The following is a 12,553-nucleotide window of genomic DNA, read 5'->3' on the forward strand; positions in this document are numbered from 1 at the left end:
CTGATATATATTCTATAAAGTATTTGGTCAAAACACGTACTTATTAACTTTCTGAAATATAAAAACTAGCTACATCCTTGTAGAGTGATCCTTTAATATTAAGGTATCAGGGAAAAATGTGTCTGTCTGTAATAAATTATGTGAAAAAAATACTCAATCTAATTTAAGTTGTTAATAATAAAATATAGTTATCATTTTAGATGGGTTTGTTTTAATTATCCATTATATTTGTTTTACTTAAGCTAAATTAGGAGCTTGCCTATATGAATAATGCGTCAACATGATGAAATAGCCACAGATAAATTATTTTTCGAATAAGGAATGTTATATGAAAAAAATACTGTTAATAATTTTATCAACACTGATTATTCCTGTGTCCGCTCAAGCAGGTTATCAATATTATGGTTGTGATAAAAAAATCTATCAACTAGAGAAACAGCTAAAATACGCCAAAATGCATGGTAACCGAAATAGAGTTGCGGGGTTAGAGCGCGCTATTTCAAATGTACAAAATAACTGTTACGACCATTATTCGGGGGCGACTGGGCCAACAAAATTAAATCATCGTTATAGCTTTACTGAAGCAGATCGTTTAGAGCAGCAGATAGAAGCATTACAAGATGAAATAGAACGCTTAAAAGCGGCTAAAAATTAACTCAATACGTAATATTAAAATCAAATATTATTTATAAGCTAAAAACCGTGTTGGATGAATTTAGCGCTATAGCTGCTTGTCGTAATTATTGTCATATTCACTTTAATTTTTGTCTAGCTATAGCGCATTGAATTAATCAGTGAAATAATAAGTTAACGTCGTTTTTTAATATTGTATACTTTTTATTATGGTTATTCGTCCTCATCAACACTGGTTTTTTCGGTTATTCGACTGGCATGGCTCTGTACTGTCAAAAATAACATTTCGGCTTTCTCTAAATATAATGATATCAATCGTAGCAGTACTAAGTTTCCAATGGTATGAGCGATTAGGTATACACTTAACAATAGCCCCCTTTAGCTTACTAGGGATTGCCATCGCAATATTCCTAGGTTTTCGCAATAATGCATGTTACAGCCGCTTGATTGAGGCTCGCACACTCTGGGCTTCGTTATTAATTAACCAAAGAAATATTCTAAGAAATATTAAAGGGTTATTACCTAATGATCAGGCCGCCCAAAAGGAATTTGCTAATTTGCTGATTGCTTTTGGTTGGAGCCTTAAACATGAGTTAAGGAAAACCAGCCCAATCATTGATATGTATAGGTTATTACCCCGTACTATTTTTGATGAGGTTATCCGAAGTCCGTTTCCCACTAGCCGAATATTATTGCAGATTGGCCTAAAGGTGGGGGAATTACGCGATAAAAAAGTCATCAGTGATGTACTCTTTCAAGCTATTAATAAAGATATTAATGCGCTATCGGAAGTTCTTGGTGGCTGCGAACGTATTACGAACACGCCGATCCCGTTTGCTTATACACTAATTTTGCAGCGAACTGTTTACTTATTTTGTTCGTTACTTCCATTTGCATTGGTTGTTGACCTACATTATATGACGCCATTTGTTTCTGTTTTTATTTCTTACACTTTTTTAGCGTGGGATGCACTAGCCGAGGAACTTGAAGATCCTTTTGGGACTGCTGCAAATGATTTACCGCTGAATGCCATTTGTAATAGTATTGAACGCAATGCATTGGATATGTTAGATATTCAACCACTTCCCCCTCAGTACCAGCCAGATAAATATTTTAACTTGTTGTAGTGCTAATCTATTCATTCTTGAAGACAGTAAAGCGTGATATTCACGTTTTACTGTTTCTCCTTATTTCTCTTTCCTCTTTTTTCTTTTCTATCGAATATTATTTTGTCTTTTTGGGTCATACAAATCAGGAATTCTGTACAGATAATCTTATCAATACTATACTCCCCCTATGTATACTAAAGGGGCTTAAATATGCCACATTCCCCAAAAGAAAAAAAAGCAGTTCTTACGCGGGTCAGAAAGTTGAAAGGGCAATTGCTTGCCTTAGAGTCAGCCTTGGAAGATGAGGTTGAATGCGCCGCCATTTTACAACAAATTGCTGCTATTCGTGGGGCAGTTAATGGTTTGATGGCCGGGGTATTAGAGAGTCATTTGCGGGAAGGGCTTCAAGAGTCAGCAACAACACAGTTGCAAAAAGACTCAGTAGACGATGCCATCTCATTAATTCGTACTTATTTGCGGTAAATAAAGAAGGAATAACGATGAAATCACGTGCAGCAGTTGCATTTGGTCCTGGTGAGCCATTAAAAATTGTCGAAATTGATGTCATGCCACCAAAGGCTGGGGAAGTGTTAGTCAAAATTAGCCATACGGGTGTTTGCCATACTGATGCATTTACCTTGTCAGGTGATGACCCTGAAGGGTTATTTCCTGTGGTATTAGGGCATGAAGGCGCGGGCGTTGTTGTTGAAGTCGGTGAAGGTGTAACTAGCGTTAGCGTTGGTGACCATGTCATCCCACTTTATACGGCAGAATGTGGAAAATGTGTTTTTTGTGAGTCAGGCAAAACGAACTTATGTGTCTCTGTTAGGGAAACACAAGGTAAAGGTGTGATGCCTGATGGGACCACACGTTTTTCTTACAATGGCCAGCCTGTTTACCATTATATGGGTTGTTCAACATTCAGTGAATATACCGTTGTTGCCGAAGTCTCTTTGGCTAAAATTAACCCTCAAGCCAATCATGAAGAAGTGTGTTTATTAGGTTGTGGCGTGACCACGGGTATCGGTGCTGTACATAATACGGCTAAAGTACAAGAAGGTGACTCAGTTGCAGTTTTTGGCCTCGGTGGGATTGGTCTTGCGGTTATTCAAGGGGCAAGGCAAGCAAAGGCTGGCCGTATTATTGCCATTGATACTAACCCGTCTAAGTTTGAACTAGCGCGCCAATTTGGTGCGACAGAATGTTTGAATCCTAATGATTTTGATAAGCCGATTCAGCAAGTGTTGATTGAGAAAACCCAGTGGGGAGTTGATCATACCTTTGAATGTATTGGTAATGTTAATGTTATGCGTGCAGCACTTGAAAGTGCACACCGAGGATGGGGCCAATCAATTATCATTGGTGTCGCAGGGGCAGGGCAAGAAATTTCAACTCGTCCATTCCAATTAGTAACAGGGCGGTCATGGCGTGGTACGGCTTTTGGTGGTGTGAAAGGCCGTAGCCAGTTGCCAAAAATGGTTGAAGATGCCATGAAGGGTGATATTGAGCTGTCTCCATTTGTGACGCACACATTGCCATTAGAGCGTATTAATGACGCATTTGATTTAATGCATGAAGGCAAATCAATCCGCACCGTTATTCACTATGATTAAGGAGTCTTTGATGGAGAGAATTGAACGCCATGCGTGTTTTGGGGGCTGGCAGGATGTTTATCAACATCAATCCACCGTGCTCGGCTGTGAAATGAAGTTTGCAGCTTTTCTACCACCACAAGCGAGAACAACCGTCTGCCCAGTGATTTATTGGTTATCAGGGTTAACCTGTAATGAACAAAATTTTATTACTAAGGCGGGAGCCCAACAATTTGCGGCAGAACATGGCGTGGTTATAATCGCACCAGATACTAGCCCTCGCGGTGCTGAGGTTGCTGATGACGAGGCTTATGATTTAGGGCAAGGCGCAGGTTTTTATGTGAATGCTCTGCAAGCTCCGTGGAGTCATCATTACAGAATGTATGATTATATTGTGTCTGAACTACCTGATTTAATCGAAACACATTTGCCTGTATCTGATAAACGTTCTATTTTTGGCCATTCTATGGGTGGACACGGGGCTTTAATGATTGGCTTACGAAATGCAGGCCGATATTCTAGTTTATCTGCATTTTCTCCTATTGTTGCTCCAACCCAAGTTCCTTGGGGGCGCAAAGCCTTTATGGCTTATCTGGGGGAAGAAACAGCTAGCTGGTCTCAATATGACACTGTTGAATTAATCGGAAAAGCGGAGGCTATTCCACCTATTTTAGTGGATGTAGGCACTGCGGATCCTTTCTATCAAGAACAATTAAAACCCGAGTTATTTGTAGATATTTGTGACAAAAAGCAATTTGAATATCGTTTGAATTTACGTGATGGATATGACCACAGTTACTATTTTATTAGTAGCTTTATTGGTGAACATATTGAATTTCATGCACGCTATTTAAACGATAATAGCTGAGTATGGTAGTGTTAGGTATATTGTAGTGTTAGATATATTGTAGGGTGAGGCCAATAGTTGGTTTCACCTTGCTATTCCTTAACGTTTTAATCATGCCTAAATCGCTACTCTAACCCTCCATGGGAGAGCTTGCTGATTGCTTTAATCGCACTGATTGCGACATCTTTATTTGGGTCATTACATAATTCAAGTAGTCGATTAATCGTATTATGTTGTTTCAGTCGTATTTTACAATCACCTAAAGCGGATATGGCAGCTATTTTTACATCATCATTTTTTCTTTTCGTTAAATCAAGTAATGTATTTATGACTTTGTTATCCATCTTTTATCCTAATCAGGGTATTAAGAAATAAAGTTAATTAAAATCCATTTGTTTCAAAATATTAATTTCAATGTAGAGATGCTACTAAATGAAAGAATTTGTTAATATCAAAAAACACAACTAATATGGATATAGTATGATTAGGTTTGTGTATGAATAGGTAGCAAAAATCATACCTATTCATATATAGGGATTAGAAAGATTAAATAAGATTAATTAAAAAACCTGTGCTTTAACGGATTGATAAAAAAATATTATTTGTATACTAAAAATGGTGGGAGAGTTTACTCAGTGCCTTTATTGCAGACACCGCAACATCCTTATTGGGATCTCTACAGAGTTCAATTAAACGGTTGATCGCATTTTGTTGTTCAACGGTCGCTTTATAATCACCTAATGCGGAAATAGCTGCAATTTTAACATCATCATTTCCACGATGTGTTAATTCAATTAATGTTTCAATTATGTTATTTTCCATGTAAACCCTTTGAAATACCTATGCGATACCAAGGTATTCTAAGTGAATTTACTTGAGATTTATTTTTGAAATTTAATGCTTTATTAATACATTATATAGATTTTACGCATTTTCAGGCTATTAACTATCTTATTAACTAGAGTGCATTAAGAGAGTAAGGATTATTGATATAAAAAATTTAAAATATTAAAAGACATTAGTTATCTATTAAAATAGATATGACTAAATAATTTTTTATTAAGGTAAAAATAATAAAGCACTTTACCTTTAAAATGAGTTAAATAAAGTGCTTATTAAGCCTGAGTTAGTGACGTAAATAAACGTGAGGCGTGTTATTTTCAGGGTGTTGAGTAACACCTAAGTCAGCTTGATACCAACGAGTTAAGTTTTCAGTCGTTAAAACATCGGTAGGGGAACCTTGAGCGACAAGCTTTCCATTATGAATTAATAACACTTTATCTGCATATAATGCGGTTAGATTAAGGTCATGTAATACACAGCAAACACCTAACGGTCGTTGACGTGTAAGTTGATGTAGTAACCGTAAGCTATGCTGTTGATGATATAGATCAAGCGCAGAAGTGGGTTCATCGAGAAACAAGCATGCGGGTTGAGCTGTCGGTTGCCATAATTGTGCTAATACTCGAGCTAATTGAACGCGTTGCTGCTCACCCCCTGAAAGTTGGCGGTAATCCCGCTGCCGCAATGATTGGCAACTGGTTTGTGCTAACGCTTCATTGATGGCGGTGTGTTTATATTCTGAACCATAGGGGGTTCTGCCCATTGCAACCACATCTTCAACAGTAAAAGCAAATTGCAAATGGCTATGCTGTTTCATCACAGCACGTTTTCGGGCTAACGCATTATGGTCCCAGTCAGTCATTGCTCGGCCTTCAATAAAGCATGTGCCATGAGTCGGGGTATTATAGCCTGTTAGTAATTTTAATAGACTGGATTTCCCTGCGCCATTTGGCCCAATGATCACCACAAATTCCCCTTGATCAATCGATAAACTCACATTATCTATAAGCGTCTTTTCACTGATTTTATATGATAAATTTTGTGCTTCTAACAAGAGCGATTTTGTTTGCATTTTTAGATCCTCCCCGAAGGCTGCCGTAAAATTAGCCATAAGAAGTAGGGGCCACCAATTAACCCTGTCAGTAAACCAACAGGAATTTCAGCAGGTGCAACCGCAGTCCTTGCTACAGTATCGGCAATAAGTAATAAGCCCGCACCTACGATAGCGGAACCAGGAATTAACCAACGATGGTCTGGCCCGAGAGTCATGCGAATGAGATGGGGAACAACGAGACCGACAAAACCAATAACACCGCTCATGGCAACCGCACAACCAACTAACATGGCGCTGAGGAATAATAAAATAAACTTGGTACGCTCAACATTGAGCCCAAGGTAATGGGCGTCTTCGTCCCCTAATTGTAGGATATTAAGCTTACTTCCTTGTGTTAAACAGATAATACAAATAGGAAGAATAACTGAAGCGGCGATGGCCAATGATGCCCAGTCAACATTACCGAGCGTGCCCATCATCCATAAGCTAAATGTTCTGAGTTGTTGGTCATTACTGATATAACTAAGAACACCGATGAATGACATACACAGCGCATTGATAGCGATACCCGCGAGAAGTAGTTTTGCGAGGTTACCATTTGATGAACGATTTAAGCTAAAAATAATAAAAGATACGGCTAGGCTACCAATAAAAGCAGCAGCGACATGGCCATAACCTTGCATCACGGTGGGTAATGAAACAGAGAAAACAATAAATGCGGCAACGGATAAAGCCGCGCCACTACTGATACCGAGTAAGCTAGGATCAGCGAGGGGGTTACGGAATAACCCTTGCATAATGGCGCCAGATACTGCTAAGGCAAGGCCAACTAAGATGGCAATTAACACGCGAGGAAGGCGGATATTCAGCCATATCTGCCAATCCGAGTCTGTGGCAGATGCCTGCCACAGTGCTTTTAATGAGAAGTTCATTGCGCCGGCATTCGACGCGATGAGAACTAAACCGCCAAGTGCTAACAATAATACGATAATCACCAAAAATGGGTTTTTAAAGCGACTCATTGGGATTTTTCTAATGCCTCACGTAGTTGTTGCATGACTTTAGGCGTACCTAAACTGAAAGTGAGCATACCGACGTCATCGACAACCAGAAGCGCTTTATTTTTCCCTGCGGGGGTCATTGACATTCCTTGTAATTTCCACACTTTTTCTATTCCACCTAATGATTTAATACCTTCTTTGGTAAAAATGATTAAGTCAGGTTGGCTTGACAGCAAGCCTTCTTGGGATAGAGGACGATAGCTGTCGAAGCTGCTCATGGCATTTTTTGCCCCTACCGCGTTAATGACACTGTCTGCCGCAGTGTGCCGTCCTGCTGCTAAAGGCATAACACCACCGTGACTCATGATAAATAAGACTTTTTTGTCAATAGGAGCCGTATTTACTTGGCTGAGCTGTTGGTTAAATTGATTAACTAATTGCTTCCCTTGCTCTGTTTTACCGACCACATTAGCGATGGTGGTAATTTTTTCTGGAATGGCTTCTAAACTCGGTTTCCCTGTCACCTTAATAATTTTTACGCCGCTTTTTTCGATTTGCGAAAGAGCCATTGAGGGTTTAGCTAACTCACTCGCAAGTACTAAAGTCGGGCGCATTGACAACACGCCTTCTGCGTTAAGCATACGCATATAGCCCACATCTGGGAGCTTGGTGGCTTGCTCTGGATGAAGGCTGGTGCTGTCACGGGCGACGAGCTGTTCCTGTGCTCCAAGTTCATACACAATTTCAGTCACATCACCCCCTAAGGTGACGATGCGTTCTGTTGCATAAGAACAAAAAGAGATAAACAGCGTTGATAAGATTAGAAGCCATTGTTTCATAATAAGTTACCTAGTTTTAAATGCGTGGTAATGCGGTGACTTGTTGGCGCCATTGCTCTTGCTCTGGAGTCCCTTCCGTACGCTGCCCATACATTTGTGCGATTTGATTTCCTTGGTTATCGAAGACTTCAAGGCTAGTCACATGGCCATCTTGTGTTGGCTTGCGTGTGACCCAGCATTCGGCAATACCATTTTCAATCATGTGCAAGGTGAAATCAGGATTGAAAATATTTAGCCACTTTAAGTCTGAACCTTCACTTTGATATGGCATGATTTTTTTGATTTCACCAGTAAAAATTTGCACACATCCGCGGTTGCCCACAAAAATCATAATTTCGTTTTGATCTTTGAACGCAGTGTTAATCAGCTGATTGAAGGAATCATTAGGCACTTTCCAAGCCAAATCATCGCTAACCGCAGAGAAAACTTGCTGGCGGCTGAGGTTGTTTTTCTTGAGTAGAACAAAAAATTGGTGAACGTCTGTCATGTTGCGCCATTCTTGTTCTAATTGTTGTTTTAGCTCTTCACTAACGGGCTGATTGGTAAATGCAGTTGCTGTTTCATGGATGAGCTCCGGGTTATCTTGGGTGGCATATTTTTCAATCAATGCCTGCCATGCCGCCATATCTGTTTCATCGGTGGTGTAAACTTTATGTAGTGCGTCACCTTGTTTATCAAAAAATTGGATACTATGACGCTCACCGTGTTTGCTGTCTTCCGTCAAAGCAAAGATAGCGTCCCAATGGCTGAAAAACATCCGTAAATCAAGGGCGCGAGGGTTTAAAATTAACCCACCGTGTGGGCTAAAGGTTGCATTGTCATAACGACCAACTTGCTCATGAACCACATATTCGTTACGGGTAATCGCTTTCACTTTCCCAACAGTGGCTAATTCTGTCAACAAAGTGGGGGCATCGACATTTAAACGAACAGCTTTGTCGTGACCAACACGACTATGCAGTAGCTGAGCTTCAGATACATTTAAATAGGCGGCGAGATCGCGAGCGTATTTGGCTTTGTTATCTGTTTTTGCTTGTTGGTAACGCTCGTAAAGTGCTGAATTCACGTTTATCTCCTTAATATTGTGTGAATTACCATTGGAAGCTGACAAGCAGCTTGGCATTACGTCCATCTTGAGGAATACCTTGTGATGAGTAGTATTCTTTATCAAATGCATTGCCTAACACGACACTGGTTCCTAACCCTTTGAGTTGTCCTTCACCTTGATAACTCACATAGAAGTCATGTACGGCATAGCCGGCTTGTTGTTCTGCTTTAGAGGCTTTATTGAATTCTGTATGGCGCGTAAACTCCCCTAGCCAGCCCACTGAAAAACCGCTGTCTGCAATAGGTACGGCCAGATTACTGGTGACAGAATCAGGTTTAATTGATGTTATTGATTTTCCATTAGATTCATCTTTTCCTTCAGTATGGTTATAAGCCAAACTCCAATTGAAATAGTCTGTTTTATAATCCATTGAGGCATCCCATCCCCAAATTTTGGCACGTTTAGTATTGATTGATGTGGTGTAGTTATTTTGAGGATTTCTAAAATCAGGGGTTGTTACGTAAGTATTGATATAGTCTTTAGCTTTGGTATCAAAATAGCTGGCTTTAAATTGTAGGTTATCTCTTTCCATCAATAGGTCATCGAAACGCAGACCAAAACCATATTCTGCAGTGCGGGTTGATTCAGGTTTCAGATTAGGGTTTGGTTTCCATCTATTAACGATTGGCCCCATTTGGAAGTGGACCTCGTCGTTATACATTTCCATCATAGAAGGGGCTCGGAAGGCTTCTGAATATGACGCAAATAGCATTGACCACTCTGTTGGTGTGATGCTAACGGCACCTTTAGATGACCATTTACCTTTTTTCACATCTTCATTGCCATCAGATGTCGCTTTATAGTGGTCATAGCGCGTACCGACAATAAAGGAAACAGGCAAATCTTTTAGGCTAATTTCATCTTGTAAAAAGCCGGATGCAAAGGTGATGTCCGCATCGGGGAATTGGGTGGTATTTGCATAAGGAGTTTGTTTTTGCTTATAAGCTTCACTGCCGTAAGTCAGGTTATGTGACGCTAATGGCAAGTCATAAAAGTTAGAGCGGTTATCAGCTTTTATGCCATAAGTTTTTTGTGTACGACCTTCATAGGGGGTTCCTTGGCCTTTTGCCGTGATATTAATATCGGAGTAATAAGGCGTGACTTTAAAATTTAGCCATTCCTGTGAGCCCGGTTTAATTTGATAAGTTATCTGTGCATCACGTTGGCGAGTGGTACGGTTAACTTTTAGATTGTCACTCCCTACATTAATTTCTTGCGGGTTTTTCGGCTCATTGGCATCATTATTATAATAACGCACTTGGCCAGAAAGCTTTTGTGCATCATCGATTTGCCATGTTCCTTTTGCCAGCAGGTTACCAATGGTTTCCTTGTTTTTCATGTCATCGCCATTACTCATGCGGACATTACCGGTTTCTTTCGTGACAAAGCTGAATAGCCCATCAAGGTTATCACTACGGCCAAACGCAGTGCCGCCGAAACCGAAGCTATGATCGCCAGTGGCGGCTTCGGTAAAGACACGGAAACCGTGGTCTTGGCCTTCACGTAATAAGTCTTTGGCATCAACGGTTTCCCAAGCAATCACACCGCCCATGGCACCACTGCCGTAGAGTAGGGCAGAAGGGCCACGGATAATTTCAACTTGCTTAATCAGAGCAGGGTCGATAAAGGTGCCATTGACATGGCCTGTATCTGTGCCTTGGCGAATACCATCCACTAAGGTCAAAATGCCGCGTCGATCAAACCCGCGCATATAAATATCTTGCCCATTTGCACGGCTAGTACCGGTGACACCAATCCCGGGAACTTTGCGTAAAATGTCATTGACGGTGCTGGCTGTTTGCGTTTCAGGTGAATTATTTTTGATCACCGTGACCATCATCGGGGTTTCGAAGCTGTCACGTTCGCTACCTGTCGCATAGACAGTCATCACATCATGATGATTTTTTTTTGGTGTTGGTTCTGTTGTTTGTGCTTGAGCACTTGCTATCACGCCTAAGATGGCACTGGTTAGGACTGACATTCGCAAAACAGGGGACATAATTGTGATACTCCATATAGTTTTTATCTGTATTAAGCAGAGTGAATTCGTATTAATTGATAGCGATGTATTGGTCTGGAGGACCTGAATTCGGTATGACACAGGAAAAATTGCATGTAAGCGGTGTCTGAACATAGCAAGAGGAGTAAACAACTAATGAAGGTATAAAGCTGAGGTAATAGTCAGTAACTGGTTGGTGTTCAGCAGGACTATTTGGGATGTGGCACATTAACGCTACCGCTGCGCGATAGTCAGGTATCGAGTGGCTATCCTTGCTGATCCGATATTTAGTGGCACAAATGTGAAATACAGACGTCAGTTTAAACTCCATAAGAAACCTTTTCCTATGTTTAGATTAAGCTGGCTGCCTGGATAATTAACCTAGGTGGCTTGCGAATTAAGTTTTGGTACGACTTACTTTGGGTATGGCTTACTTAGTTAAGATCAACTTACCTGTACGAGTTTGTCTCAATTGATAAAGCTCGCCATTATGTTGAATTGAGACCTTACCGGCAGGGCCCAATAATTGTTGGCTTTCTATCACGTCAGTTTTAACGGGTTGTTTCGCCGTTTCGACGGTATTTTCTGCAACTGGGGCTGTCATATTATTTACCATACTAAGTTTGTTGATAATCGAAATGATATTGAGAATGATTATCTTTAGAATGATTGCCAATATCAAGTAATTTTCACAATCAAACAACAAAAGAGCCACAAAAAACTAAGTTCGTACGAAAAAACAGCATTAATCTAGTGGTTCCCCACTTACAAGGCTATAATTGAGTTTCTCTATTCATTGCATGGGTGAATAAAATGAAAATATTACTGTTAGGAGCGACAGGGCTTGTGGGAAGTCATGTTTTATCATTGGCACTTGCAGACTCTCGTGTGACTCAGGTGATAGCGCCAACACGACATGCATTAGCAGAACATGAGAAATTACAAGCACCTATTGTTGATTTTAACCATTTACCTGACGAGGCTGCGTTATGGGAAGTCGATGCTGTGATTTGCGCGCTCGGCTCAACCCTCAAAGCCGCTGGTTCAAAGGCGGCATTTCGTCAAGTGGACTACACCTATCCTTTAACCTGTGCAAGGCTAGCCAAAAAATGGGGTTGCTCGACATTTGTATTGACTTCTGCTTTGGGGTCAAACGCTAAGTCACCTTTTTTTTATAGCCGAGTAAAAGGGCAGCTTGAACAAGATTTAAGATTACTGGGTTTTGATTCTTTAACTTTAGTTCGCCCGAATGTGATTCATGGTGACCGCCAAAAAGTGCGTTTGGGTGAAGTTGTTGTGATTCGTATTATTTCCTGTCTATCATCTATATTGCCCGCGAGCTGCCAAGTTAGCCCCGCAACAAATATTGCGAAGGCATTATTTGAGGCTGCAATAAATCCCACGAAAGGGGTTCGTGTTATTTCATCTAAACAGCTTATATAACACTGGCTAGTTCATTTTTGTTGGTTATGTTGTTTTTTTGTTTCACACACAAAAGCTTCAATTTTATGATGCCTGAAATGCTAAC

15 protein-coding genes are annotated in these 12,553 nt (G+C 40.4%); 6 read left to right on the top strand and 9 right to left on the bottom strand.

Annotation, left to right across the window (positions count from 1 at the left end; translation table 11 throughout):
• Positions 1-328 precede the first annotated feature (328 nt).
• The 5 genes from PSE83_RS05155 (at position 329) to fghA (ending at position 4,202) form a co-directional block, all read left to right on the top strand.
• Complete coding sequence (locus tag PSE83_RS05155; RefSeq protein ID WP_004261735.1) at positions 329-655, top strand: DUF1090 family protein; 327 nt, start codon at positions 329-331, stop codon at positions 653-655.
• Between the two features lie 187 nt (positions 656-842).
• Positions 843-1,760, top strand: a complete 918-nt coding sequence (locus PSE83_RS05160) for a bestrophin family protein (protein ID WP_272660693.1) — start codon at positions 843-845, stop codon at positions 1,758-1,760.
• Positions 1,761-1,952: 192 nt separating this feature from the next.
• Positions 1,953-2,225 carry a formaldehyde-responsive transcriptional repressor FrmR gene (gene frmR / locus PSE83_RS05165; protein WP_004261729.1) on the top strand — a complete coding sequence of 91 codons (273 nt, stop codon included), beginning with the start codon at positions 1,953-1,955 and terminating at the stop codon, positions 2,223-2,225.
• A 17-nt stretch (positions 2,226-2,242) separates the two neighbouring features.
• Positions 2,243-3,355 (top strand): S-(hydroxymethyl)glutathione dehydrogenase/class III alcohol dehydrogenase, encoded by a 1,113-nt coding sequence (locus PSE83_RS05170; protein WP_004261726.1) that lies wholly within the window; start codon positions 2,243-2,245, stop codon positions 3,353-3,355.
• A 10-nt stretch (positions 3,356-3,365) separates the two neighbouring features.
• Positions 3,366-4,202 (top strand): S-formylglutathione hydrolase, encoded by an 837-nt coding sequence (gene fghA, locus PSE83_RS05175; RefSeq protein WP_272660694.1) that lies wholly within the window; start codon positions 3,366-3,368, stop codon positions 4,200-4,202.
• A 104-nt stretch (positions 4,203-4,306) separates the two neighbouring features.
• On the opposite strand, the gene PSE83_RS05180 is transcribed toward fghA, so the two are convergent.
• From PSE83_RS05180 to hemP, 9 genes are all read right to left on the bottom strand, one after another.
• Positions 4,307-4,525: a HEAT repeat domain-containing protein gene (locus PSE83_RS05180; RefSeq protein WP_004261720.1), complete on the bottom strand. Its 219-nt coding sequence runs from the start codon at positions 4,523-4,525 to the stop codon at positions 4,307-4,309.
• A 265-nt stretch (positions 4,526-4,790) separates the two neighbouring features.
• Positions 4,791-5,003 carry a HEAT repeat domain-containing protein gene (locus PSE83_RS05185; RefSeq protein ID WP_004261718.1) on the bottom strand — a complete coding sequence of 71 codons (213 nt, stop codon included), beginning with the start codon at positions 5,001-5,003 and terminating at the stop codon, positions 4,791-4,793.
• 304 nt (positions 5,004-5,307) lie between these two features.
• Complete coding sequence (locus PSE83_RS05190) at positions 5,308-6,096, bottom strand: heme ABC transporter ATP-binding protein (RefSeq protein ID WP_036958448.1); 789 nt, start codon at positions 6,094-6,096, stop codon at positions 5,308-5,310.
• Between the two features lie 2 nt (positions 6,097-6,098).
• Positions 6,099-7,100: a FecCD family ABC transporter permease gene (locus tag PSE83_RS05195; protein WP_094962090.1), complete on the bottom strand. Its 1,002-nt coding sequence runs from the start codon at positions 7,098-7,100 to the stop codon at positions 6,099-6,101.
• Positions 7,097-7,918, bottom strand: a complete 822-nt coding sequence (locus PSE83_RS05200; protein ID WP_094962091.1) for a heme/hemin ABC transporter substrate-binding protein — start codon at positions 7,916-7,918, stop codon at positions 7,097-7,099. Before PSE83_RS05200 ends, PSE83_RS05195 begins: the two co-directional genes overlap by 4 nt.
• A 16-nt stretch (positions 7,919-7,934) precedes the next feature.
• Positions 7,935-8,984: a hemin-degrading factor gene (locus PSE83_RS05205; protein ID WP_036958445.1), complete on the bottom strand. Its 1,050-nt coding sequence runs from the start codon at positions 8,982-8,984 to the stop codon at positions 7,935-7,937.
• 25 nt (positions 8,985-9,009) lie between these two features.
• Complete coding sequence (locus PSE83_RS05210) at positions 9,010-11,025, bottom strand: TonB-dependent hemoglobin/transferrin/lactoferrin family receptor (RefSeq protein WP_036958444.1); 2,016 nt, start codon at positions 11,023-11,025, stop codon at positions 9,010-9,012.
• Between the two features lie 52 nt (positions 11,026-11,077).
• The gene (locus PSE83_RS05215) at positions 11,078-11,356 is read right to left on the bottom strand and encodes a hypothetical protein (RefSeq protein WP_137018932.1); all 279 of its coding nucleotides are present in this window, start codon (positions 11,354-11,356) and stop codon (positions 11,078-11,080) included.
• A gap of 99 nt (positions 11,357-11,455) precedes the next feature.
• Positions 11,456-11,629: a hemin uptake protein HemP gene (gene hemP / locus PSE83_RS05220; RefSeq protein WP_226617232.1), complete on the bottom strand. Its 174-nt coding sequence runs from the start codon at positions 11,627-11,629 to the stop codon at positions 11,456-11,458.
• A 209-nt stretch (positions 11,630-11,838) separates the two neighbouring features.
• Here hemP and PSE83_RS05225 point away from each other — a divergent pair, with 209 nt between their 5' ends.
• Positions 11,839-12,468, top strand: a complete 630-nt coding sequence (locus PSE83_RS05225) for an NAD(P)H-binding protein (RefSeq protein WP_004261694.1) — start codon at positions 11,839-11,841, stop codon at positions 12,466-12,468.
• Positions 12,469-12,553: the final 85 nt, after the last annotated feature.

This window comes from Providencia sp. PROV150 (assembly GCF_028481025.1).
GTDB classification, from domain to species: Bacteria; Pseudomonadota; Gammaproteobacteria; order Enterobacterales; family Enterobacteriaceae; genus Providencia; species Providencia hangzhouensis.

What these genes read in the sequence shown, in the direction of transcription:
- PSE83_RS05155 (WP_004261735.1), top strand. Translation starts at nt 329, where the DNA reads ATGAAAAAAATACTGTTAATAATTTTATCAACACTGATTATTCCTGTG.
- PSE83_RS05160 (WP_272660693.1), top strand. Translation starts at nt 843, where the DNA reads ATGGTTATTCGTCCTCATCAACACTGGTTTTTTCGGTTATTCGACTGG.
- frmR (WP_004261729.1), top strand. Translation starts at nt 1,953, where the DNA reads ATGCCACATTCCCCAAAAGAAAAAAAAGCAGTTCTTACGCGGGTCAGA.
- PSE83_RS05170 (WP_004261726.1), top strand. Translation starts at nt 2,243, where the DNA reads ATGAAATCACGTGCAGCAGTTGCATTTGGTCCTGGTGAGCCATTAAAA.
- fghA (WP_272660694.1), top strand. Translation starts at nt 3,366, where the DNA reads ATGGAGAGAATTGAACGCCATGCGTGTTTTGGGGGCTGGCAGGATGTT.
- PSE83_RS05180 (WP_004261720.1), bottom strand. Translation starts at nt 4,525, where the DNA reads ATGGATAACAAAGTCATAAATACATTACTTGATTTAACGAAAAGAAAA.
- PSE83_RS05185 (WP_004261718.1), bottom strand. Translation starts at nt 5,003, where the DNA reads ATGGAAAATAACATAATTGAAACATTAATTGAATTAACACATCGTGGA.
- PSE83_RS05190 (WP_036958448.1), bottom strand. Translation starts at nt 6,096, where the DNA reads ATGCAAACAAAATCGCTCTTGTTAGAAGCACAAAATTTATCATATAAA.
- PSE83_RS05195 (WP_094962090.1), bottom strand. Translation starts at nt 7,100, where the DNA reads ATGAGTCGCTTTAAAAACCCATTTTTGGTGATTATCGTATTATTGTTA.
- PSE83_RS05200 (WP_094962091.1), bottom strand. Translation starts at nt 7,918, where the DNA reads ATGAAACAATGGCTTCTAATCTTATCAACGCTGTTTATCTCTTTTTGT.
- PSE83_RS05210 (WP_036958444.1), bottom strand. Translation starts at nt 11,025, where the DNA reads ATGTCCCCTGTTTTGCGAATGTCAGTCCTAACCAGTGCCATCTTAGGC.
- PSE83_RS05215 (WP_137018932.1), bottom strand. Translation starts at nt 11,356, where the DNA reads ATGGAGTTTAAACTGACGTCTGTATTTCACATTTGTGCCACTAAATAT.
- hemP (WP_226617232.1), bottom strand. Translation starts at nt 11,629, where the DNA reads ATGACAGCCCCAGTTGCAGAAAATACCGTCGAAACGGCGAAACAACCC.
- PSE83_RS05225 (WP_004261694.1), top strand. Translation starts at nt 11,839, where the DNA reads ATGAAAATATTACTGTTAGGAGCGACAGGGCTTGTGGGAAGTCATGTT.